At 53.8% G+C, this 24,026-nt stretch carries 15 protein-coding genes; 9 read left to right on the forward strand and 6 right to left on the reverse strand.

The genetic code is table 11. From position 1 onward, the window contains the following. Complete coding sequence (locus tag OGX96_RS07860) at positions 1-1,140, reverse strand: polysaccharide export protein (RefSeq protein ID WP_003834266.1); 1,140 nt, start codon at positions 1,138-1,140, stop codon at positions 1-3. Positions 1,141-1,795: 655 nt separating this feature from the next. Here OGX96_RS07860 and OGX96_RS07865 point away from each other — a divergent pair. Then, positions 1,796-3,379: a TerC family protein gene (locus tag OGX96_RS07865; RefSeq protein WP_032943936.1), complete on the forward strand. Its 1,584-nt coding sequence runs from the start codon at positions 1,796-1,798 to the stop codon at positions 3,377-3,379. A 44-nt stretch (positions 3,380-3,423) separates the two neighbouring features. On the opposite strand, the gene asmA is transcribed toward OGX96_RS07865, so the two are convergent. The 3 genes from asmA to udk all read right to left on the reverse strand — a co-directional run bounded on the left by asmA (position 3,424) and on the right by udk (position 6,618). After that, positions 3,424-5,277 carry an outer membrane assembly protein AsmA gene (asmA, locus tag OGX96_RS07870; protein ID WP_198801569.1) on the reverse strand — a complete coding sequence of 618 codons (1,854 nt, stop codon included), beginning with the start codon at positions 5,275-5,277 and terminating at the stop codon, positions 3,424-3,426. A 26-nt stretch (positions 5,278-5,303) separates the two neighbouring features. After that, the gene (gene dcd, locus OGX96_RS07875; RefSeq protein WP_003834269.1) at positions 5,304-5,885 is read right to left on the reverse strand and encodes a dCTP deaminase; all 582 of its coding nucleotides are present in this window, start codon (positions 5,883-5,885) and stop codon (positions 5,304-5,306) included. 91 nt (positions 5,886-5,976) lie between these two features. Beyond that, positions 5,977-6,618, reverse strand: a complete 642-nt coding sequence (gene udk, locus OGX96_RS07880; protein ID WP_003036776.1) for a uridine kinase — start codon at positions 6,616-6,618, stop codon at positions 5,977-5,979. A gap of 315 nt (positions 6,619-6,933) precedes the next feature. On the opposite strand from udk, the gene OGX96_RS07885 reads away from it, so the two are divergent. Further along, complete coding sequence (locus OGX96_RS07885) at positions 6,934-10,263, forward strand: diguanylate cyclase (RefSeq protein WP_286582659.1); 3,330 nt, start codon at positions 6,934-6,936, stop codon at positions 10,261-10,263. On the opposite strand, the gene alkA is transcribed toward OGX96_RS07885, so the two are convergent. Next, entirely contained in the window at positions 10,231-11,100 is an 870-nt protein-coding gene (alkA, locus tag OGX96_RS07890) for a DNA-3-methyladenine glycosylase 2 (protein WP_153752674.1), read from the reverse strand. The two genes, OGX96_RS07885 and alkA, sit on opposite strands and share 33 nt — an antisense overlap. Positions 11,101-11,236: 136 nt before the next feature. Here alkA and yegD point away from each other — a divergent pair, with 136 nt between their 5' ends. Continuing rightward, positions 11,237-12,589, forward strand: a complete 1,353-nt coding sequence (yegD, locus tag OGX96_RS07895) for a molecular chaperone (protein ID WP_020996657.1) — start codon at positions 11,237-11,239, stop codon at positions 12,587-12,589. A gap of 99 nt (positions 12,590-12,688) precedes the next feature. Here yegD and OGX96_RS07900 read toward each other — a convergent pair whose 3' ends face one another. Further along, entirely contained in the window at positions 12,689-12,748 is a 60-nt protein-coding gene (locus OGX96_RS07900) for a type I toxin-antitoxin system Ibs family toxin (protein WP_100280300.1), read from the reverse strand. A gap of 279 nt (positions 12,749-13,027) precedes the next feature. Here OGX96_RS07900 and OGX96_RS07905 point away from each other — a divergent pair, with 279 nt between their 5' ends. The 6 genes from OGX96_RS07905 to baeR are packed head-to-tail and all read left to right on the forward strand — an operon-like array spanning position 13,028 to position 24,009. Further along, positions 13,028-14,275: an MdtA/MuxA family multidrug efflux RND transporter periplasmic adaptor subunit gene (locus OGX96_RS07905; protein WP_048235011.1), complete on the forward strand. Its 1,248-nt coding sequence runs from the start codon at positions 13,028-13,030 to the stop codon at positions 14,273-14,275. Continuing rightward, the gene (locus tag OGX96_RS07910; RefSeq protein ID WP_008785211.1) at positions 14,275-17,397 is read left to right on the forward strand and encodes an MdtB/MuxB family multidrug efflux RND transporter permease subunit; all 3,123 of its coding nucleotides are present in this window, start codon (positions 14,275-14,277) and stop codon (positions 17,395-17,397) included. Before OGX96_RS07905 ends, OGX96_RS07910 begins: the two co-directional genes overlap by 1 nt. After that, positions 17,398-20,478, forward strand: a complete 3,081-nt coding sequence (gene mdtC / locus OGX96_RS07915; protein WP_191227027.1) for a multidrug efflux RND transporter permease subunit MdtC — start codon at positions 17,398-17,400, stop codon at positions 20,476-20,478. Continuing rightward, complete coding sequence (locus tag OGX96_RS07920) at positions 20,475-21,887, forward strand: MFS transporter (protein ID WP_003834276.1); 1,413 nt, start codon at positions 20,475-20,477, stop codon at positions 21,885-21,887. The genes mdtC and OGX96_RS07920 overlap by 4 nt, the downstream gene beginning before the upstream one ends. Beyond that, the gene (gene baeS, locus OGX96_RS07925; RefSeq protein ID WP_003834277.1) at positions 21,887-23,290 is read left to right on the forward strand and encodes an envelope stress sensor histidine kinase BaeS; all 1,404 of its coding nucleotides are present in this window, start codon (positions 21,887-21,889) and stop codon (positions 23,288-23,290) included. Before OGX96_RS07920 ends, baeS begins: the two co-directional genes overlap by 1 nt. Continuing rightward, positions 23,287-24,009: an envelope stress response regulator BaeR gene (gene baeR, locus OGX96_RS07930; protein ID WP_032943946.1), complete on the forward strand. Its 723-nt coding sequence runs from the start codon at positions 23,287-23,289 to the stop codon at positions 24,007-24,009. Before baeS ends, baeR begins: the two co-directional genes overlap by 4 nt. The last annotated feature ends 17 nt before the right edge of the window (positions 24,010-24,026 follow it).

Consider the following 24,026-nt stretch of genomic DNA (forward strand, 5'->3'; position numbering starts at 1 on the left):
TTACCAGTTGTGAAGGTCGCTGGCCGTGTCCGTCATATAGCGAACACCGCTAATAGTCGGCAGCAACTGATTGATCAAACGGTTCCAGCGAGCAACCGGCGCGGTAGTGACGTACACCACATCGTATGGCTGGAGTCGGAATGATGTTGCCATCACCAGCGACGTCGCATCGGACATATCAAGCTGATAGATATTGGCGATCTTGCCGTTGTTCCCGCCCTCGCCTTTCAATGGTCGAATAACGAAAATGCCGCTGGCATTGGAGGTGGTCAGGTCGATACCTTCGGCATTGCCCAGCGCTTCGGTGAGCGTCATTCCGCTGAAGTCCATTTTGAGGGTGCTCTGTTTTTTCACTTCACCCATCACGAAGACTTTCAGATCGTCATTACGCGGAACAAACAGAATGTCGCCAGGATAAAGCAGGCGGTTCTGGCTCAGGTCGCCATTTTGCATCAGCGCTTGCAGTGAAATACGTTGCTCCTGCCCTTTATGAGTCAGCACAACGTTGCGCCAGTCTGCTGCCTCAGTGAGACCGCCAGCGGCGTTAATGGCATCGAGAACGGTAAGCGGCACGTTGGTGATGGCCTGCTGGCCGGATTTGTTCACCTGCCCGGAGACATAGGCCTTCTGCGAGCGGAAAGCGGCGATATTAACGTCCACCTGCGGGTCAGCAATGTACTTCGCTAAGCGCCCGGTAATATCACTACGAATCTCTGCCAACGTTTTTCCCACCACGCTGACTTTGCCGATGTAGGGGTAAAACATGGTGCCATCAGGCTGCACCCAGTTGCCGGTATCGCTTGAGCTACGGTACTGCCCGGCTGGCGTGGTGAGTTCAGGATGGTCCCAGACGGTCACATTCAGGACATCCCCCGGGCCTACCCGGTACTGATATCCGGAAATCTCCTGGTCCAGCGACATATTAGGCTGTGCAACATTTGGTCGAGGACGTAATTGTTCGACCAGCCGTGGCGTGAGTGGATAAACATTCACCATGCGATCGATATCAAAATCAGCGTCCTGCTGTTTAATCACATCTTTGCCCATCGTAGACATATTGCTGCCCGGAAGCACGGTACAACCGTTTATCAAGATCACCGATACCAATACTGGCATCAATTTAAGTTTGGATTTCATCATTGATTATTTATCACTTTGGCAGAGTATTTATCACATGCAATCTAAATAGCGACTTCGCCTGTACGTATTTACCTTGCCGTTAATTGAAATGGAATTTAACTGGCATCAGTCCTAAAAAAAATGAATTCATCTGCGGTCTCTTGACAGAATAATTTAGGCTTGTTTCAGGCGACCAGACACGCTACCGCCCCTGGCTTCACTAGCTACCAATGCACTGATTAATTTAAATTTTTATCCTCTCCTTTATTTTCATCACATTTACAGCGTTAACGCATCGGGAATGGCGCCACTGATTGATGAGGAAATATTTATCTTTTGATTATTACCGCAAGAATTGTTGCAGCTATGCGAATATCAGGCAAGATAACAAACCGCCGATACCTGGCTTTTAAGATTAATATTAAGCGTCGGATTTATATATTTTTAAGATTTTATTGATATTGACAATGTTGATATAGAAATACTTCACCTGCGATATTTCCTAAATATATCTAGATTAATAAAATCATTTCCTGTAGTTACATTAAGGCTATTATCCTGCATCAGTTCTGATATAACCGACAGAGAAATCCCTTCTCGCCATTGCATTTTTCGCCAGTTTTACCCATGATCGAATTGTGACAATTGTCATACAACTATGGGTATAGCATTTACTATGGAATGGATTGCCGATCCGTCAATCTGGGCCGGACTGGTCACGTTAATCGTGATCGAACTTGTTCTTGGCATTGATAATCTTGTTTTTATTGCCATCCTCGCGGAGAAACTACCTCCTGCCCAGCGGGATAAGGCGCGTATTACCGGGCTACTGCTGGCGATGGTTATGCGCCTGCTGCTGCTGGCATCAATATCCTGGCTGGTAACGCTGACCACGCCGCTGTTCAGCATTCGCGATCTCAGCTTCAGCGCCCGCGATCTGATCATGCTGTTCGGGGGTTTCTTCCTGCTGTTTAAAGCCACTATGGAGCTCAACGAACGGCTGGAAGGGAAAGACAGCGATAACCCCACCCAGCGTAAAGGCGCTAAGTTCTGGGGTGTGGTCGCGCAGATCGTGGTGCTTGACGCCATCTTCTCTCTGGATTCCGTCATTACCGCTGTTGGCATGGTCGATCACCTGGCGGTGATGATGGCGGCAGTCATTATTGCCATCAGCCTGATGTTGCTGGCCAGCAAGTCGCTGACGCGCTTTGTTAACAGCCATCCAACTATTGTTATTCTGTGTCTGAGCTTCCTGCTGATGATTGGTTTCAGTCTGGTGGCCGAAGGGTTTGGTTTCCATATCCCGAAAGGTTACCTGTACGCGGCCATCGGCTTCTCGGTCATGATCGAAGCATTGAACCAGTTGGCTATCTTTAACCGTCGTCGCTTCCTCTCAGCCAACCATACTCTGCGCCAGCGCACCGCCGAGGCGGTAATGCGGCTGCTGAGCGGGCAAAAAGAAGATGCCGAACTGGATGCCGAAACCGCAGCGATGCTGGCGGATCATCATGAAGGTCAGATTTTTGCGCCACAGGAGCGGCGGATGATTGAACGTGTGCTGAACTTCAATCAGCGTACCGTCAGCAGTATCATGACCTCGCGCCATGATATTGAACATATCGACCTCAATGCGCCCGAAGCAGAAATCCGCGCCTTACTGGAAAAAAACCAGCATACGCGTCTGGTGGTCACTGGCGAAGACGAGCAGGAGGAACTGTTGGGCGTGGTGCATGTCATCGATTTACTGCAACAGTCTCTGCGCGGCGAACCGCTCGACCTGCGCGTCTTGATTCGCCAGCCGCTGGTTTTCCCGGAGACCTTGCCGCTGCTTCCGGCGCTTGAGCAGTTCCGTAATGCCCGGACGCATTTCGCGTTTGTAGCCGATGAATTTGGTTCCGTCGAAGGGATTGTGACGCTGAGTGATGTGATGGAAACCATCGCCGGCAATCTGCCAAACGAGGTAGAGGAAATCGACGCCCGTCATGATATTCAGAAAAACGCCGATGGTTCGTGGACCGCTAACGGACATATGCCACTGGAAGACCTGGTGCAGTACGTGCCTATCCCGTTAGACGATAAGCGTGAGTATCACACCATTGCCGGACTGTTAATGGAGTATTTGCAGCGCATCCCGAAAACCGGGGAGGAAGTCCAGGTTGGCGACTATCGGCTAAAAACCCTGCAGGTGGAAAATCATCGCGTGCAAAAGGTCCAGCTGATACCGCTACACAGTGAAGAAGAGATGGATTACGAGGTGTAAGTCACGAGCCGGATGGGGCATTAGCCACCATCCGGCAATATGAATCAGAGCTTATCCAGCAACTTTTTAACATCTTTGCCGTTGCGGGAATCTTTATTGCGATCTGCCCAGTCATTCAGACGACGTTTTGCTTCATCCTGCAGATGTTTACGCAAAAGCTGATCAACTTGCAGACTGTAGTTCAGTGATTGCCACTGGCCATAGACCCTGAGAGGAACCGGGGTGGCCTTCAGGAAACTAATCAACTTACTTTCGCCATCCCAACCGCCCAGCACGCGAATGTTAAACAGCGTGTCGCAATTCTGCTTCACCAGATCTAACGTTCCTTTGCCGGTTAGCGCCAACATCGCGGACTCGCCTGCCATGTTATCCAGCGTCACCTCTCCGTTATCCAGCGTCATATCGGTTACAAAATGATCCAACCGGGTCACGTTATCGAGGTTTTGCTGAGATTTAACATCCCCACCGCTGCGTTCTACAGCCTGTTGAATCATCTGCTGGAAGTTCATCCCTTCCATTCGGGTATCGTTCATTTCGACATGGGCCTGCCCTTGCCAGCTATGGCGAAACGCCTGGGCATCAATATCTGAGCCGGAAAAATCTCCCGCCAGCGACAGCTTGCCGGTGAGTGCGATGGGGTAATCAAAGGCCTTCAAAATAGTGCCAATTTCCACACCTTCCAGGCGCGGATGAAAGACCGCTCGCGGTTCTCCCTTTCTGGCATCCAGCGTGCCGGGCAGTGAGATCAGCCCGCCATCACTTTTTCCCTGCAACTGCGCAATGTTCAGTAAGCCGAACTGGTTGTCTATTTTTGCCGAAACATTCTCAAACGCCATTTTCCGCCACAGCACTTTGTCAGCCTGCAAAGCGATGTCTGCCGAAAAACCCTTAAGTCCCTGATACGAAACGGCATCAACCTGGGAAGCAATGACGGGGCGCGCCAGCGTTGACTGACTCTGACCTTGCTGAACGTCACCTTTTGCTGTCGCCACTGCGTCATGTTGTACGAGCAGGTTATCCAGATTGAGCTGACCAAATTTTAAGTCGACGGCCCATTCCGGTTTTTCCAACAAGGCCACATGTGCTTGCCCGGAGAACGAAGAGTCATTGGCGGTCAAATTTATCTGGCTAAACGAAAGCTGTTTTTTCTCTTCCAGCCATTGCGCCTGAAGATGTCCCTGACCGTTGATCCCCTGGGGCGGCAGATCGGCCCCCTGCAATTGCCAGCTTAACTGCTCGATATTCGCAGATAAGTTGTGCGGATAATCGGAGGCATCGACCGTGCCGTTAAAGGATAACGCGAGATCGCGCTGATCGCGGTTCACACGCCCGGAAAAATCAAACGTGCCGCGGTGCTGGCTATCTTGTTCCATCTCCAGACGAATATCACGAACGGTAACTTGTTCGTCGTCTTCATGCTGGAATACCAGAACACTGTCGGCAACGCGCAAACGGGCGATATCAAACGACCACCCTTTGTCTTCCGCCAGATCGGGCAACATATTGTCTTTTGGGGCAACGGGCGCATCTTTACCGCGCACCGCCTCAGTTTGCGGGGTCAGTTGAATCACTGCGCCTTTGAGCATCACCTGCTTCACGCTGAGCTGGTGGCTCAACAGCGGCCATAACGCAACGTCAAGACGCATATTGTCGGCACGAACCAGAGGCTCGCTGGCGCCTTCAGCTGTTAACACCACTCGCCCTGAGAGAATACTCAGTTGCGGCCATACGTGCCAACGCAGGGGGCCATCCAACTGCAGCTGATATCCGCTACGTGCGGCAACCTGCTTGACCATATACGCGCGGAAATCATTCGGATTCACCAACAGTACTAACGCAGAAAAGCCAGCCACCAGCACGACCAGAAGAATCATCAGCGTCGTCAGAAATCGTCTCATGCTATCCCCAATGGACTGAAAAACACTCAGTCTTTATCGATCCGGCTGGCAACGGCGCCCTGCTGGTCGCGATACTTCGCATCCTGACGACGGTTGTATGGTCGCGCTGCCGGACCGGAAAGCGGTTCGAAACTTAGCGCGCCAATCGGCATGCCCGGACGCAGAGCCAGCGGTAATTTTCCGGAGTTGTAAAACTCCAGTACGATACAGCCAGACCAGCCCGGATCGATACGGTGTGCGGTGACGTGTACCATCAGTCCCAGACGCGCCAGAGATGAACGGCCATCTAACCAACCGACGAGATCGGAAGGCAACGTCACGGATTCGAATGTTACTGCCAGCGCAAGCTCACCCGGATGCAAGAAGAATGCCTCGCCGTCCTTGAGGACGATTTCATCACTCATCACGCGATCCAGCGCGGCGCTGACTTCATCTTTCGGTCCGCTCAAATCGATATACGCCGCCGTATGACCGCGGAACGTACGGAATTTGTTGCCAAGACGCACATCTACCGTGGCGCCATTGATTCGCTCGACAGGAGGGCGTGGAGTGATCGACAGGCGACCTTCATCCAACCAGGCTTCAATATCTCGGTCACATAAACGCATGGCACTTTCTCCTTTCGTGCTTCAAACCCTTAATGCCAGGTGCGTTAAGGGTGAACCAGGTTATCACTGAACGGTACACAATTCGCTGAACTTATTCAAAGAACTGACTGATTTTAGCCTTCAGAATATCGATGGCGATGCGGTTTTTACCCCCGCGCGGCACAATGATGTCGGCGTATTGCTTTGAAGGCTCAATAAATTGCAGGAACATTGGACGGACGGTTTTCTGGTATTGCGCCATCACCGAATCCATTGAACGACCACGCTCATTCACATCCCGCTTGATACGGCGCATCAGACAAATATCCAGCGGCGTATCAACAAAAATAGAAAAGTTCATCTCATCGCGCAAACGCGCATCCGTCAGCAGCAAAATGCCTTCCAGGATAATGACTTTCTTCGGTTCGATATGAATAGTGTCTTGCGTACGCGTGTGCTCAACATAGCTATAAACCGGCAGCTCAATGGCAGAGCCGCGCTTCAGCGTTTGCAGATGTTGAAACAGCAGGCTGTGGTCCATCGCGTTCGGATGGTCGTAGTTGGTTTTTACGCGTTCTTCCATCGACAGATGGCTTTGATCTTTGTAATAGCTGTCTTCGGGAATAACGCCAATATGTTCGTCACCGACTTGTTCACGCAATTCGCGATAAAGAGTACTGGCAATAAGGCTCTTGCCGGAAGCCGATGCGCCGGCAATGCCGATAATGACGCACTGATGGGACTGATCAGTCATAAATTTAGCGACCTGATTAACCTGGATGTAAGGAAGGGCGGCGCCGAAACGCCAAACGCGGCAATTATAGGGATTTCAGCGGCGCGATGCCACCCCAGGCTGCACCAATGCTGTCCCTGTCGCAAATTAAAATGGTCAGATTTAGAACAGCCGCTATATTTATTCACCTGCCTTAGGAATTAATAGCTTGGGAGTGTTAATTTATGAGCAGCTGGCGTATAAATTGTAAATTGTTTGTACTAGCATAATCCCAGATTAAATGTGATGCGTCCGGCATCTCTGCTGGGCGACAACGGCTATTTGGGTAGAGTGGTAATGAGTAAACAATCCCAACATGTTTTAGTTACCTTACCCCATCCTCTACTGCGCCTGGCCAGTTTAGGTCTGGTGGCTTTCATCTTTACGTTGTTTTCGCTGGAACTATCACGTTACGGCGCACAGCTTGCCCCTCTGTGGTTTCCAACCTCTATCATGATGGTGGCTTTTTACCGTCACGCGGGAAAGATGTGGCCAGGGATCGCGCTGGCTTGCTCATTCGGTAGCATCGGCGCCTCTTTACTTTTTTTCCCCGGACAGTCGCTTAATTTCTCCTATACGGTCATTAACATTATTGAGGCTGTTGTTGGCGCAATGTTATTGCGTAAACTGCTGCCCTGGTACAATCCCTTACAAAATTTGAATGACTGGGCGCGCCTGGCATTTGGTAGCGCGGTTGTTCCGCCACTGTTGGGCGGCATTTTGATGTGGTTGTTGCTGCCGAAGGACACGTCGTTAAATACCTTTCTCATTTGGGTACTGTCAGAATCCATTGGCGCACTGGCGTTGGTGCCGTTAGGTTTACTGTTTAAACCACATTACCTGTTGCGCCATCGCGACCCGCGATTATTGCTTGAGACCCTGATTACCCTGCTGGTGACCTTAACGCTCAGTTGGCTGTCCATGATGTACATTCCATGGCCATTTACCTGCGTTATTGTCCTGCTGATGTGGAGCGCTGTCCGTCTGCCGCGTATGGAGGCGTTTTTAATATTCCTCAGCACCGTGATGATGGTTTCGCTGATGCTGGCTGCCGACCCTTCGCTACTTTACACCCCGAAACCGAACATGATGACGGACATCCCCTGGTTGCCGTTTTTGATGATCCTGTTGCCCGCTAATATGATGACCATGGTGATGTACGCGTTTCGAGCCGAACGCAAGCACATTTCAGAAAGCGAGTCACGCTTTCGCAACGCCATGGAATATTCCGCGATTGGCATGGCGTTAGTCGGTACCGAGGGGCAATGGTTACAGGCCAATAAAGCCTTGTGTCAGTTTCTGGGCTATAGCCAGGAGGAGTTACGTTCACTGACCTTCCAGCAATTAACCTGGCCGGAAGATTTGAACAACGACATTGAACAGTTGAACATGCTGGCACGCGGAGAGATTAATAGCTATTCCATGGAAAAACGCTATTACACCCGTTCGGGCGACGTCGTCTGGGCGTTGCTGGCCGTTTCGTTGGTGCGTCATAGCGACAATACCCCACTCTATTTTATCGCGCAGGTTGAGGACATTAACGACCTGAAGCATACCGAGTGGATTAACAAACGGTTGATGGAGCGCATTACCCTCGCCAATGAAGCCGGGGGGATTGGGATTTGGGAATGGGAACTCCAGCCTGACGTGATCAGCTGGGATAAACGGATGTTCGATCTCTACGAAGTTCCTGCGCATATCAAGCCCAGTTGGCAAGTCTGGTATGAGTGTGTGGTACCCGAAGATCGTGAGTATGCCGAAAATGTGATTCGTGATTCACTGGCCGCACGGGCTCCGTTTAAGCTTGAGTTTCGTATCGCGGTAAAAGATGGCATACGCCATATCCGCTCGTTGGCCAACCGGGTACTGAATAAAGACGGTGAAGTTGAACGCTTACTTGGTATCAATATGGATATGACCGAAGTCAAGCAGCTTAACGAAGCGCTGTTTCAGGAAAAAGAGCGCCTTCACATTACGCTGGATTCAATCGGCGAAGCGGTGATTTGTATTGATGTCGATATGAACGTGACCTTTATGAATCCGGTTGCTGAGAAAATGAGCGGCTGGCAGCAGGACAGTGCCATCGGCATTCCGCTATTGACGGTACTACATATTACTTTTGGCGAGAACGGTCCGCTGATGGAAAATATCTACAGTGCTGACATGTCACGTACGGCAATCGAACAGGAAGTGGTCCTGCATTGTCGTAACGGCAACAGTTATGACATTCAGTACAGCATCACGCCCCTCAGCACCCTCGACGGCGGCAGCATTGGCTCGGTGTTGGTTATTCAGGACGTTACCGAGTCGCGGAAGATGCTCCGCCAGCTTAGCTACAGCGCCTCGCATGATGACCTGACGCAGTTGGCAAACCGGGTCAGCTTCGAAAACCATCTAAAACAATTGCTGCATTCGGTACACGACACGCACCAGCGCCATGTGTTGGTTTTTATCGATTTGGATCGTTTTAAAGCAGTGAACGACAGCGCGGGTCATGCCGCCGGCGATGCTCTGCTGCGTGAACTCTCAGCGCTTATGCTCAGCATGTTGCGATCCAGCGATATGCTGGCACGCCTGGGCGGCGACGAGTTTGGTCTGTTGCTACCGGATTGTAATATCGAAAGCGCCCGCTTTATTTCAGGTCGCGTCATCAGCGCCATTAATGATTACCACTTCATATGGGAAGGCCGCTTACACCGTATTGGCGCCAGCGCAGGGATTACGCTCATTGATGAGAAAAACCATGTCGCGACCGATGTGATGTCTCAGGCCGATATCGCCTGCTACGCGGCGAAAAACAGCGGCCGTGGGCGAGTCTGTGTCTATGAACCACAGCAAAGCCAGGCCCATGCCGCGCGTAGTCAACTGACATTGGATGAACAAAGACACACCATTATGCACAACCCAATGCTGATGATCGCCAGAGGTGTGGCTTCCCCGCGTATACCGGAGACGTTTAGCTTCTGGCTTCTCTCGCTTCGCTTAGGCACCGCTGAAGGGGAAGCCATTGAGGAGCAAGCCTTCCGCGCCGGGCTGGTCGATCCCGCGTTAAGCAAGGCGCTTGACCGTCGGGTATTTAGCGAGTTCTTCCAGAACTCTGCCCAAGCAGTAGCCAGTAAGGGCCTCAGTATTGCCCTACCCCTTTCCGCCGTCGGCCTGCTCAACACAGAACTTATCGATGAGCTGCTGGAGCACTTGCAACGCAGTCCACTACCGCCGCGATTGCTGCATCTGACCGTTCCGGCAAGCGTCATCAAAACCAACCCAACGCAGGCGGTATCCGCCCTGCATCGGCTGCGCCAGTACGGCTGTCGAATTGTATTAAGTCAGGTTGGTCGCGATTTAGAGCTCTTTGACAACCTGAAATATCGCATTGTCGATTACCTGTTGCTCGACAGCGAGCTAAGTGCCAGCGCTCCCGGCAACCTGATCGACGAAATGTGGGTGTCCATTATCCAGGGTCATGCCCAGCGTCTGGACATAAAAACTATCGCCGGGCCGGTGCAGTTGCCACTTATCATGGATACGCTTTCTGGCATCGGTGTTGATATGATTTATGGCGATATTATTGCCGACGCCCAACCGCTGGATCTGTTACTGAATACCAGTAATTTCGCCATCAACTGACGGTTGCCAGCCATCCGTATACCAGATATGCAACAGCGCATAGGAGCGCCAGGGTTTCCAGCGCTCTGCATACCGTCGGATCTGGGCCGGTGTCATGCCGGGAAAACGCTGCTTAATCAGATAGTCATCCGGCAGAAAAACATCTTTCGCCTGCCAACCACGTAGCGCGAAATAGTTGGCGGTCCAGCGCCCTATCCCGGGAAACGTTTGTAGCTGCTTAACGCCTTGTTCGATATCGGCAGGGGCTGTTGTCGCGATCGTTCCTTCAAGGGTTGCATGAGCCAGGTGAATCAACGCTTCGGCGCGTTTGAGCGGCATACCTAACGCTTTCAGGTGCAGCGGATCGGCATTGGCAAGCGCTTCCGGCGTAGGAAAACACACATACTCGGGCGCATCCTCCAGCGCTTCCCCGTAAGCATGCGCCACTTTCGCCGTCAGTTTCGCCGCCATAGCCACGCTGACTAACTGCCCTAAAATCGCTCGTACTCCTTGTTCAAAAGCATCGACACTGCCCGGCAAACGCAGTCCCGGACGCGCTGCACCGAGGCTGCCCAGCGCGGCGATAATTTGCTGCGGGCAACAGCCAAGATCGAACAAGCGCGTTATTTTTGCCAGGCACTCGGAAGCTACCGGCTGTAACCCTGTGCTCAACGTCACGTGTAGCACGTTGGCGTGCAGATCCGGGACAACGCGCACCAGACCACGATGCCCCCCTACGCACAGGCTTCTGACATAGCTCAGTTCCTCTACGGTTTCGACACCTTCAACCGCACGGGCGGCAAGAAACCCCAGCATCCAGGGCCAGTCATAAGGCGGTTGCCAGCTCAGCGTGAACATTCAGTTTTCCTTTTTACGCAAACCTACAGCATAAACGGTATTCAATCAGTACGCCTTGCTTTCATATTCCAGTTGTCGGGGCGTCAACTATTCGTTAAAGTCACGCCCCTTCTTCACTGGCATGGGGATTTTTACGGTGTTTATTGGTTTTGACTACGGTACGGCAAACTGTTCAGTGGCCGTTATGCGTGACGGGCAGCCCCACCTGCTCAAAATGGAAAATAACAGCACGCTGCTACCCTCAATGCTGTGCGCACCAACGCGCGAAGCGGTTAGCGAGTGGCTGTATCGCCATCACGACATCCCAACTACGGACGATGAAACGCAGGCGCTGCTTCGCCGTGCAATGCGCTACAACCGCGAAGAAGACATCGACGTTAACGCCAACAGCGTGCAGTTCGGTCTGGCATCGCTGGGTCAGTATATTGAAGACCCGGAAGAGGTGTACTTCGTTAAATCGCCAAAATCATTTTTGGGCGCCAGCGGTCTGAAGCCGCAGCAGGTTGCGCTGTTTGAAGATCTGGTCTGTGCAATGATGCTGCACATTCGCAACCAGGCGCAAAGCCAGCTGCCGGAAGCTATCACTCAGGCCGTGATTGGTCGGCCCATCAACTTCCAGGGATTAGGTGGCGATGACGCCAACACCCAGGCGCAGGGTATTCTTGAACGTGCGGCCAAACGCGCCGGTTTTCAGGATGTCGTCTTCCAGTACGAGCCGGTAGCGGCGGGACTGGATTACGAAGCGACGCTGCAGGAAGAAAAACGCGTGTTGGTGGTGGATATCGGCGGGGGTACGACTGACTGTTCACTGCTGCTGATGGGGCCGCAATGGCATCAGCGCGCCGATCGCGAAAACAGCCTGCTGGGACACAGTGGCTGCCGCGTAGGCGGGAACGATCTGGATATCGCGCTGGCGTTTAAACACCTGATGCCACTGCTAGGTATGGGCGGTGAGACAGAAAAAGGTATCGCCTTACCGATTCTCCCGTGGTGGAACGCGGTCGCAATCAACGACGTTCCCGCGCAAAGTGATTTCTATAGCAGCGCCAACGGTCGATTGCTCAACGATCTTGTCCGCGACGCGAGAGAAGCCGATAAAGTCGCTCTGCTGCTTAAAGTCTGGCGCGAGCGTCTGAGCTATCGCCTGGTGCGCAGTGCAGAAGAGAGCAAAATCGCACTTTCCGACCAGACTATTGTAACGGCGGCGATACCGTTTATCAGCGACACGCTGGCAACCGATATCAGTCAACACGGACTTGAAGCTGCGCTCAATCAGCCCCTGGCGCGTATTCTGGAGCAGGTCCAGTTGGCGCTGGACAACGCACAGGAAAAACCGGACGTGATTTATCTGACCGGCGGCAGCGCGCGTTCGCCGCTGATTAAAAAAGCCCTCGCCCAGCAGCTTCCCGGGATCCCTATCGCGGGTGGCGATGACTTCGGTTCTGTCACCGCCGGACTGGCCCGCTGGGCTGACGTTGTTTTCCGCTAAGCCGCTCGCACGCTGAAAAGTGTGCGTATTGACATCATCCTTGCTGTGGCTTATTTTCAGGAGTGAGGGTTAGGGAGGGTTTCCCCTCCCCCTGGTGTCTTAGTAAGCCGCGAAGCTAATGACTAAGAGTATCACCAGTATGATGACCTGCTTCATCATAACCCTTTCCTTATTTTGGCCCCCTCCTCGGGAGGGGCTTTCCCGTTCCAGCGTCCTGCTGAAATCTCTGGCTTTCCTCCTTTTTGCCTTGTCAGCACTCTATCGCACAATTGCGTATTCGCTATCTTCACCACCGATTGTTGCGTAACGCCTCGCAAAGCCGCGTCAGCATTCAGACGAATCCCGACAGTGTTTCATAATTCCTCCATTTTTCTCCCTTGTTCGCTGGCTAAACTAGTATCATTCCGCGAATCGTTTCAGGATGAGAAACTCATAACAATGAAAGGCAGTAATAAATCCCGCTGGGTGATAGCAATCGTGATCGTCGTGGCCGCCGTCGCCGCCATCTGGTTCTGGCAAAGCCGTAGCGCATCCCAGGGAACCGCACCGGGCGCAACCAAACCCGCGCAGCACACTGCGGGGTCAGGACGGCGTGGAATGCGCTCCGGACCGTTGGCTCCCGTGCAGGCTGCCACCGCCACTGAGGAAGCCGTGCCACGTTACCTGACAGGGCTGGGGACCGTTACTGCCGCAAATACCGCCACGGTGCGTAGTCGGGTGGATGGTCAACTCATCGCCTTACACTTTGAGGAAGGACAACAGGTAAAAGCCGGCGACCTGCTGGCAGAGATAGATCCCAGCCAGTTCAAAGTTGCTCTGGCTCAGGCGCAGGGACAACTGGCAAAAGATAAAGCCACGCTGGCGAATGCCCGTCGCGATCTTGCCCGCTATCAACAGTTGGTTAAAACCAATCTGGTCTCCCGCCAGGAGCTGGATGCCCAGCAGGCGCTGGTCAACGAGACGTTAGGCACAATAAAAGCGGATGAAGCCAGTGTCGCCAGCGCTCAGTTGCAGCTCGACTGGAGCCGGATAACCGCGCCTGTCGATGGTCGTGTCGGCCTGAAGCAGGTCGATGTCGGTAACCAAATTTCCAGTGGCGATACCACCGGAATCGTCGTCATTACGCAAACGCATCCCATCGACCTGATATTTACGTTGCCTGAAAACGACATTGCTACCGTATTGCAGGCACAAAAATCGGGGAGCCAGCTGAAGGTCGAAGCCTGGGACCGAACCAATTCGCAAAAGCTCAGCGAAGGCGTCCTGCTCAGTCTCGACAATCAGATTGATGCCACCACCGGAACAATCAAAGTTAAGGCTCGTTTTAACAATCAGGATGATGCTTTATTCCCTAACCAGTTCGTTAACGCCCGCATGCTGGTCGACACACAACAAAATGCCGTTGTGATCCCAACTGCCGCTCTGCAAATGGGTAACGAAGGCCACTTTGTCTGGGTACTGAATAGCGACAATAAAGTGAGCAAACACCTGGTTAAACCGGGTATTCAGGATAGCCAAAAAGTGGTGATTGCCGCCGGGCTTTCTGCGGGCGATCGGGTCGTGACCGACGGGATTGACCGTCTGACGGAAGGCGCAAAAGTCGAAGTCGTTGAGGCGCACGACGCCTCTGTTCAGGACGAGAAAACAGCGCCACGCGGATACGGCAAAAAAGGAGCTAACTCCTGATGCAGGTGTTACCTCCGGACAACACAGGCGGACCATCGCGCCTGTTTATTCTGCGCCCCGTCGCCACCACGCTGCTGATGGTCGCGATTTTGCTTGCCGGTATTATCGGTTATCGCTTCCTGCCAATCGCTGCCTTACCTGAAGTGGATTACCCCACGATTCAGGTCGTTACGCTCTACCCCGGCGCCAGCCCGGACGTCATGACCTCGGCGGTAACCGCGCCGCTTGAACGCCAGTTTGGACAGATGTCTGGCTTAAAACAGATGTCATCACAAAGCTCCGGTGGCGCATCGGTCGTTACGTTACAGTTTCAACTGACGCTCCCGTTGGATGTTGCCGAGCAGGAAGTTCAGGCCGCGATTAACGCCGCCACCAATTTATTACCCAGCGATCTCCCTAACCCTCCGGTCTACAGCAAGGTAAACCCGGCAGATCCACCGATCATGACGCTGGCGGTCACATCCAGCGCCATGCCGATGACGCAGGTGGAAGATATGGTCGAAACCCGCGTCGCGCAGAAAATCTCTCAGGTATCCGGCGTGGGCCTGGTAACACTTTCCGGTGGGCAACGTCCGGCGGTCCGCGTGAAGCTTAACGCTCAGGCCATTGCCGCACTCGGTCTGACCAGCGAAACCATCCGTACGGCCATTACCGGTGCCAACGTCAATTCGGCAAAAGGGAGTCTTGATGGTCCAACGCGTGCCGTTACCCTTTCAGCCAACGACCAGATGCAGTCCGCGGATGAATATCGTCAGCTCATTGTTGCCTATAAAAACGGGGCACCGGTTCGTCTGGGCGATGTCGCCACCGTCGAACAAGGTGCCGAAAACAGCTGGCTGGGCGCATGGGCCAATAAGCAACAAGCTATAGTGATGAATGTTCAGCGTCAGCCTGGCGCAAACATCATCTCCACGGCAGACAGTATCCGCCAGATGCTGCCGCAGCTCACCGAGAGCCTGCCCAAATCGGTTAAGGTCAGCGTACTTTCCGATCGTACAACCAATATTCGTGCGTCCGTAGCGGATACCCAATTTGAATTGATGCTGGCGATTGCGCTGGTAGTCATGATTATCTACCTGTTTTTGCGCAATATTCCGGCAACCATTATTCCTGCGGTCGCCGTACCGTTATCGTTAATCGGTACTTTCGCGGTGATGGTATTTCTTGATTTCTCCATCAACAACCTGACCCTCATGGCGCTAACCATTGCGACAGGTTTTGTGGTAGATGACGCTATCGTGGTTATCGAGAATATTTCACGCTATATCGAAAAAGGCGAAAAACCGCTGACTGCTGCCCTGAAGGGCGCGGGCGAGATTGGTTTTACCATCATCTCTCTGACATTTTCACTGATCGCCGTACTGATCCCACTGCTATTTATGGGTGATATCGTAGGTCGATTATTCAGGGAGTTCGCTGTGACGCTGGCCGTGGCGATTCTGATTTCCGCCGTTGTCTCGCTCACTCTTACGCCGATGATGTGCGCGCGTATGCTGAATCAGGCCTCATTGCGTAAGCAAAACCGCTTCTCCCGTGCCTCAGAGCGCATGTTTGATCGCGTTATTGCCGGGTACGGCCACTGGCTGGCGAAAGTGCTCAACCATCCGTGGCTCACGCTGAGCGTTGCGCTCGGCACGCTGGCGCTGAGCGTTATGCTATGGGTCTTTATCCCCAAAGGCTTCTTTCCGATCCAGGATAACGGCATTATCCAGGGCACGCTGCAGGCACCGCAGTCCAGCTCATTTGCCAGCATGGCCCAGCGCCAGCGTCAGGTTTCAGATGTCATTCTGAAAGATCCGGCGGTAGAAAGCCTGACCGCTTTTGTCGGTGTGGACGGCACTAATACGGCATTGAACAGCGCGCGCTTACAAATCAACCTTAAGCCGCTGGATGAACGCGACGATCGGGTGCAGAAAGTGATTGCGCGCCTACAGGACGCGGTTGACAGAGTTCCCGGCGTTGACCTTTATCTTCAGCCCACTCAGGACCTGACGATTGATACTCAGGTCAGCCGGACGCAATATCAGTTCACGCTGCAAGCGACATCCCTTGATGCCCTCAGCACCTGGGTTCCACAGCTGATAGCAAAACTAAATCAGCTACCGCAACTGTCCGATGTCAGTAGCGACTGGCAGGACAAAGGGCTGGTAGCATATGTGAACGTCAATCGCGACAGCGCCAGCCGTTTGGGCATCAGCATGTCAGATGTCGATAACGCTCTGTACAACGCCTTCGGCCAGCGACTGATTTCAACCATCTACACCCAGGCCAATCAGTATCGCGTGGTGTTAGAACATGACACCAACAATACGCCGGGGCTTGCGGCACTGGATACAATACGTCTGACCAGTAGCGACGGCGGCATAGTACCGCTCAGCGCGATCGCCAGTGTTGAACAGCGTTTTGCCCCGCTGTCGATTAACCACCTCGATCAGTTCCCGGTCACCACCATCTCGTTCAACGTGCCAGACGAGTGGTCGCTGGGTGATGCGGTACAGGCCATTCTGGATACCGAAAAAACGCTTAACCTGCCCGCAAATATTACCACCCAGTTCCAGGGCAGCACGCTCGCCTTCCAGGCCGCGCTGGGAAATACCATCTGGTTGATTGTGGCTGCGGTTGTCGCGATGTATATCGTCCTCGGCGTGCTGTATGAGAGCTTTATTCACCCAATTACTATTCTCTCCACGTTGCCGACGGCGGGCGTCGGGGCGCTCCTGGCGTTAATGATTGCCGGGAGCGAACTGGACGTCATCGCGATTATCGGCATTATTTTGCTCATCGGTATCGTCAAGAAAAACGCCATCATGATGATCGACTTTGCCCTTGCCGCGGAGCGCGAACAGGGAATGTCACCACGCGATGCCATTTTCCAGGCTTGTCTGCTGCGTTTTCGCCCGATCCTGATGACTACACTGGCGGCACTGCTCGGCGCGTTGCCGCTGATGTTGAGTACCGGCGTGGGCGCAGAGTTACGTCGTCCATTAGGTATTGGCATGGTCGGTGGGCTGCTGGTGAGTCAGGTATTAACCCTGTTTACCACCCCGGTGATTTATCTGCTGTTTGACCGTCTGTCGTTGTACGTGAAAAGCCGCTTCCCGCGTCAGGAAGAGGAAGCGTAAATGAAATTTTTCGCGCTTTTCATTCATCGTCCGGTGGCGACCATTCTCATTTCGGTAGCGATCACCCTGTGCGGCATACTCGGATTTCGTCTGCTGCCGGTCGCTCCGCTACCGCAGGTGGATTTTCCGGTGATCATGGTCAGCGCATCGTTACCGGGTGCCTCACCCGAAACGATGGCGTCCTCGGTCGCAACTCCGCTGGAGCGCTCGCTGGGGCGCATTGCGGGCGTGAACGAAATGACTTCGAGCAGTTCACTTGGCAGTACGCGTATTATTCTCGAATTCAAATTCGACCGTGACATCAATGGCGCGGCGCGGGACGTTCAGGCCGCAATTAACGCCGCGCAAAGTCTGCTACCCAGCGGGATGCCGAGCCGACCAACGTATCGCAAAGCCAACCCTTCCGATGCGCCAATCATGATCCTGACGCTAACATCGGACACGTACTCGCAAGGTGAATTGTACGATTTCGCATCAACACAACTGGCGCAGACCATCGCACAGATCGACGGCGTGGGCGACGTGGACGTTGGAGGCAGCTCTCTGCCTGCGGTGCGTGTAGGGCTCAATCCGCAGGCGCTGTTTAACCAGGGCGTGTCGCTGGATGACGTGCGTAGCGCAATTGACAACGCCAACGTGCGTAAGCCGCAGGGTGCTATCGAGAATGATACTCACCGCTGGCAGGTTCAAACCAACGATGAGCTGAAAACCGCCGCCGAATACCAGCCGATTATCATCCACTACAATAACGGCGCGGCGGTGCGACTGGGCGACGTTGCGTCTGTAACCGACTCGGTGCAGGACGTACGCAACGCAGGGATGACCAATGCCAAACCGGCCATTCTGCTGATGATCCGCAAGCTACCGGAAGCCAATATCATTCAGACGGTAGACAGCATTCGCGCCAAATTGCCGGAGCTACAAACGCTGGTCCCGGCCGCTATCGATCTGCAAATAGCCCAGGACCGCTCGCCGACTATTCGCGCCTCGCTGGAAGAAGTCGAACAGACGCTGATTATCTCCGTGGCGCTGGTTATCCTGGTGGTCTTTATTTTCCTGCGCTCCGGGCGCGCGACGCTGATCCCCGCGGTAGCGGTTCCGGTCTCGCTGATCGGTACCTTTGCCGCCATGTATCTGTGCGGATTCAGCCTGAACAACCTGTCGTTGATGGCGTTAACCATTGCCACGGGATTTGTCGTCGATGACGCCATCGTGGTGCTGGAAAATATTGCCCGCCACCTGGAAGCAGGAATGAAGCCGCTCCAGGCGGCGTTACAGGGTACGCGCGAAGTGGGATTCACCGTGCTCTCCATGAGTCTGTCGCTGGTGGCGGTGTTCCTGCCACTGCTGTTAATGGGCGGATTGCCTGGGCGCTTGCTGCGCGAATTTGCCGTCACGCTGTCGGTTGCTATCGGTATCTCGCTGCTGGTGTCGCTGACATTAACGCCAATGATGTGCGGCTGGATGCTCAAATCCAGCACCCCGCGCGAACAGTCTCGCAAGCGGGGTTTTGGTCGTGTGCTGGTGGCGCTGCAACAGAGTTACGGTACCTCGCTTAAATGGGTGCTGCGCCATACGCGGCTGGTAGGCGTGGTGTTACTCGGTACCATCGCGCTGAATATCTGGCTTTATATTTCCATCCCCAAAACCTTCTTCCCGGAGCAGGATACGGGTGTATTGATGGGTGGGATCCAGGCCGACCAGAGCATCTCATTTCAGGCCATGCGCGGCAAACTGCAGGACTTTATGAAGATCATCCGCGACGACCCGGCGGTGAATAACGTCACCGGTTTTACCGGTGGTTCGCGGGTCAACAGCGGGATGATGTTTATTACCCTCAAGCCACGTGATGAGCGCCATGAAACCGCTCAGCAGGTGATCGACCGCCTGCGCGTCGCGCTTTCAAAAGAGCCAGGTGCGAATCTGTTTTTAATGGCGGTGCAAGATATTCGCGTTGGTGGACGCCAGGCCAACGCCAGCTATCAATACACATTGCTGTCCGACGATCTCGCGGCGCTGCGTGAGTGGGAACCGAAGATCCGTAAGGCGCTTGCCGCCCTGCCCCAACTGGCAGACGTCAACTCCGATCAGCAGGACAATGGCGCGGAGATGAATCTGATTTACGATCGCGACACCATGTCTCGTCTGGGGATCGACGTGGCAGCCGCCAACAGCCTGTTGAATAATGCTTTCGGACAACGACAGATCTCTACCATCTATCAGCCGATGAACCAGTACAAAGTGGTGATGGAGGTCGATCGACGTTACACCCAGGACATCAGCGCACTGGACAAAATGTTCGTCATCAACAATGACGGTAAAGCGATCCCGTTATCGTACTTTGCTAAATGGCAGCCAGCGAATGCACCGCTATCTGTGAACCATCAGGGTTTGTCTGCCGCCTCAACCGTGTCGTTTAACCTGCCGACGGGTTCTTCACTGTCAGAAGCGACAGAGGCCATCAACAGAACCATGACCCAGCTCGGCGTCCCTTCCACGGTTCGCGGTAGCTTTGCCGGTACCGCACAGGTATTTCAGGACACCATGAATTCGCAGGTGATCCTGATTATCGCCGCCATCGCCACGGTCTATATCGTGCTGGGTATGCTGTATGAAAGCTATGTCCATCCGCTGACCATTCTCTCCACGCTACCTTCGGCTGGCGTCGGGGCGTTGCTGGCGCTGGAACTGTTCAATGCCCCGTTCAGCCTAATCGCCCTGATAGGGATCATGCTATTAATTGGCATTGTGAAGAAAAACGCCATCATGATGGTCGATTTTGCGCTGGAAGCGCAGAGAAACGGCAAATTACAGCCGGAAGAAGCTATTTTCCAGGCCTGCCTGTTGCGCTTTCGCCCAATAATGATGACCACGCTGGCGGCGTTGTTTGGCGCGTTGCCGTTGGTGTTATCCGCAGGGGATGGCTCTGAACTGCGTCAGCCCTTGGGGATAACCATTGTCGGTGGGCTGGTCGTGAGCCAGCTCCTGACGCTGTACACCACGCCCGTGGTCTATCTCTTTTTCGACCGTCTGCGTCTGCGTTTTTCGCGTAAAAACAGCAAACCGGTAGCAGAGTTATGACAGAACTTCCCGACAGCACCCGCTGGCAACTTTGGATTGTGGCATTTGGCTTTTTTATGCAGTCGCTGGATACCACCATCGTTAACACCGCGCTTCCCTCGATGGCGGCAAGCCTCGGGGAAAGCCCGTTACACATGCATATGGTCATTGTGTCATATGTTTTAACTGTTGCCGTGATGCTGCCCGCCAGCGGATGGCTGGCGGACAAAGTTGGCGTGCGTAATATCTTCTTCACCGCCATCATCCTGTTTACGCTTGGCTCGCTGTTTTGCGCCGGGTCGAGCACACTCAACGAACTGGTGATGGCGCGCGTCTTACAAGGCGTTGGCGGCGCGATGATGGTGCCGGTCGGCAGGCTAACGGTGATGAAAATCGTCCCGCGTGAGCAATATATGGCGGCAATGACGTTTGTCACTTTACCCGGTCAAATCGGCCCGCTGCTGGGCCCAGCGTTAGGCGGGATTCTGGTTGAATACGCCTCCTGGCACTGGATATTTTTGATTAACATTCCGGTAGGCATTGTCGGCGCGATAGCGACGTTAATGCTGATGCCCAACTACACCATGCAAACCCGACGTTTCGACCTCTCAGGGTTCGCGATGCTGGCGGTCGGCATGGCGGTACTGACGCTGGCGCTCGATGGCAGCAAAGGAACCGGCCTCTCCAGTATCACGCTGGCGGCGCTGGTTATCTGCGGGGTATTGGCTATTGCGCTGTATCTGAAACACGCCCATCGTAATCCGCGTGCGCTATTCAGCCTGAATCTGTTTCGCACACCAACCTTCTCGCTAGGTCTGTTCGGCAGTTTTGCCGGACGCATCGGCAGCGGCATGTTGCCGTTTATGACACCGGTGTTTTTACAGATTGGCCTCGGTTTTTCACCTTTTCATGCCGGGCTGATGATGATCCCGATGGTGCTGGGCAGTATGGGCATGAAGCGCATTGTGGTGCAGGTCGTTAACCGCTTTGGTTACCGTCGTGTGCTGATTACCACTACGCTTGGCCTGTCGCTGGTCAGTCTGTTGCTAATGACCACGGCACTGCTGGGCTGGTATTACGCCCTGCCCTTCGTGCTGTTTTTACAGGGAATGGTCAACTCAACGCGTTTTTCATCCATGAACACGCTTACGTTAAAAGATCTGCCTGACGATCTGGCCAGCAGCGGTAACAGCCTGCTGTCGATGATCATGCAGCTATCGATGAGTATTGGTGTGACCATCGCTGGCCTGCTGCTGGGCATGTTCGGCCAACAGCATATCGCCATCGACAGCGGAAGTACGCATACCGTCTTTATGTATACCTGGCTGTGCATCGCCTTCATTATTGCGCTGCCCGCCATTATTTTTGCCCGCGTGCCGAACGACACGCAAACCAACGCGGTGATTTCACGGCGCAAAAGGAGCACCTGATGAAGTTCTGGCGGCCCGGTATCACCGGCAAACTGTTTCTGGCGATTTTCGCCACCTGCATTGTGTTGCTGATCAGCATGCACTGGGCCGTACGCATTAGCTTCGAACGTGGTTTTATTGACTATATCAAGCACGGCAACGAGCAGCGGCTGCAAATGCTCAGCGACGCATTAAGCGAGCAGTACGAGCAGCACGGCAACTGGCGATTCTTACGCAATAACGATCGTTTTGTTTTCCAGATCCTGCGCTCTTTTGAACACGACAACGACGATGATAAACCGGGTCCAGGCATGCCACCGCACGGCTGGCGTACACAGTTTTGGGTTGTAGACCAAAACGCCCGTGTGCTTGTCGGCCCGCGCGGCCCAGTTCCTCGCGACGGCATGCGCCATCCCATACGCGTTAACGGTAGCGAAGTGGGCGCCGTGATTGCCTCTCCTGTGGAACGCTTAACGCGGAATACGGATATCAATTTCGACATGCAGCAACGACGATCCAGTTGGCTTATCGTTGCGCTCTCCACGATCCTGGCCGCGCTGGCGACGTTTACGCTGGCGCGCAGCCTGCTGGCCCCGGTTAAGCGGTTGGTGGAAGGCACGCACAAACTGGCGGCGGGCGATTTCACCACTCGCGTTACGCCAACCAGTACGGATGAGCTGGGCAAGCTGGCGCAGGACTTCAACCAGCTCGCCAGTACACTGGAAAAAAACCAGCAGATGCGTCGTGACTTTATGGCCGATATTTCTCACGAACTGCGTACGCCGTTGGCGGTGTTGCGCGGTGAACTGGAGGCCATTCAGGATGGCGTACGCCAGTTTACCCCTGACTCCGTTGCCTCGTTGCAGGCTGAAGTCGGTACGCTCACCAAACTGGTTGACGACCTTCATCAGCTCTCCATGTCAGATGAAGGCGCGCTGGCCTACCAGAAAACATCGCTGGACCTCATCCCCCTATTGGAAGTGGCAAGCGGCGCATTTCGTGAACGCTTCGCCAGCCGTGGATTGACCATACAGCTTTCGCTCCCCGACAGCATGACGGTATTTGGTGACAGAGATCGTCTGATGCAGCTGTTCAACAACCTGCTGGAAAACAGTCTGCGCTACACCGATAGCGGTGGCGGGTTGCATATCAGCGCCGAACAACGCGAACGCATGGTGTTATTAACCTTCGCAGATTCCGCTCCCGGCGTAAGTGACGAGCAGTTACAGAAGCTGTTTGAACGATTTTATCGCACCGAAGGCTCGCGCAACCGCGCCAGTGGAGGTTCCGGGTTGGGGCTGGCGATTTGCGTCAATATCGTACAAGCGCATAATGGTCTGATTCGTGCCGCCCATTCGCCTTTTGGTGGGGTTAGCATTACAGTAGAGTTACCGCTGGAACGCGATTTACAGAGAGATGTATGACTGAGTTACCCATTGATGAAAACACACCACGTATTCTGATCGTAGAAGATGAGCCTAAGCTGGGGCAACTGCTGATCGACTACCTGCGGGCAGCGAGCTATGCCCCTACGCTGATCAACCACGGCGACCTGGTTCTGCCTTACGTGCGCCAAACGCCGCCCGATCTGATCTTGTTGGATCTGATGCTGCCCGGTACCGACGGTCTGACTCTGTGTCGGGAAATCCGCCGCTTCTCAGAAGTCCCCATCATGATGGTAACCGCTAAAATCGAAGAGATTGATCGCCTGCTGGGGCTGGAGATCGGTGCTGATGATTATATTTGTAAACCTTACAGCCCGCGTGAAGTTGTCGCGCGCGTAAAAACGATCCTGCGTCGTTGCAAACCGCAGCGCGAACTGCAACAAATGGATGCAGACAGCCCGCTTATCGTCGATGAAGGCCGTTTTCAGGCCTCCTGGCGTGGGAAGATGCTCGATTTAACGCCCGCCGAATTCCGCTTACTTAAAACGTTGTCACATGAGCCGGGAAAAGTGTTCTCCCGTGAACAGTTGCTCAATCATCTCTATGACGATTACCGCGTCGTTACAGACCGCACCATCGACAGCCATATTAAGAACCTGCGACGCAAGCTGGAGTCGCTGGATGCCGAGCAGTCGTTTATCCGCGCGGTCTATGGCGTGGGGTATCGCTGGGAAGCCGACGCCTGCCGAATTGCTTAAACTCTCCTGCACTTCAG

The organism is Citrobacter sp. Cpo100, from assembly GCF_030332595.1.
GTDB classification, from domain to species: Bacteria; Pseudomonadota; Gammaproteobacteria; order Enterobacterales; family Enterobacteriaceae; genus Citrobacter; species Citrobacter portucalensis.

Bases quoted from the DNA above. Each gene is read 5' to 3' on its own strand.
- udk (WP_003036776.1), bottom strand. From the start codon at position 6,618: ATGACTGATCAGTCCCATCAGTGCGTCATTATCGGCATTGCCGGCGCA.
- OGX96_RS07885 (WP_286582659.1), top strand. From the start codon at position 6,934: ATGAGTAAACAATCCCAACATGTTTTAGTTACCTTACCCCATCCTCTA.
- OGX96_RS07905 (WP_048235011.1), top strand. From the start codon at position 13,028: ATGAAAGGCAGTAATAAATCCCGCTGGGTGATAGCAATCGTGATCGTC.
- OGX96_RS07865 (WP_032943936.1), top strand. From the start codon at position 1,796: ATGGAATGGATTGCCGATCCGTCAATCTGGGCCGGACTGGTCACGTTA.
- alkA (WP_153752674.1), bottom strand. From the start codon at position 11,100: ATGTTCACGCTGAGCTGGCAACCGCCTTATGACTGGCCCTGGATGCTG.
- OGX96_RS07920 (WP_003834276.1), top strand. From the start codon at position 20,475: ATGACAGAACTTCCCGACAGCACCCGCTGGCAACTTTGGATTGTGGCA.
- dcd (WP_003834269.1), bottom strand. From the start codon at position 5,885: ATGCGTTTATGTGACCGAGATATTGAAGCCTGGTTGGATGAAGGTCGC.
- asmA (WP_198801569.1), bottom strand. From the start codon at position 5,277: ATGAGACGATTTCTGACGACGCTGATGATTCTTCTGGTCGTGCTGGTG.
- baeR (WP_032943946.1), top strand. From the start codon at position 23,287: ATGACTGAGTTACCCATTGATGAAAACACACCACGTATTCTGATCGTA.
- baeS (WP_003834277.1), top strand. From the start codon at position 21,887: ATGAAGTTCTGGCGGCCCGGTATCACCGGCAAACTGTTTCTGGCGATT.
- OGX96_RS07860 (WP_003834266.1), bottom strand. From the start codon at position 1,140: ATGATGAAATCCAAACTTAAATTGATGCCAGTATTGGTATCGGTGATC.
- mdtC (WP_191227027.1), top strand. From the start codon at position 17,398: ATGAAATTTTTCGCGCTTTTCATTCATCGTCCGGTGGCGACCATTCTC.
- OGX96_RS07910 (WP_008785211.1), top strand. From the start codon at position 14,275: ATGCAGGTGTTACCTCCGGACAACACAGGCGGACCATCGCGCCTGTTT.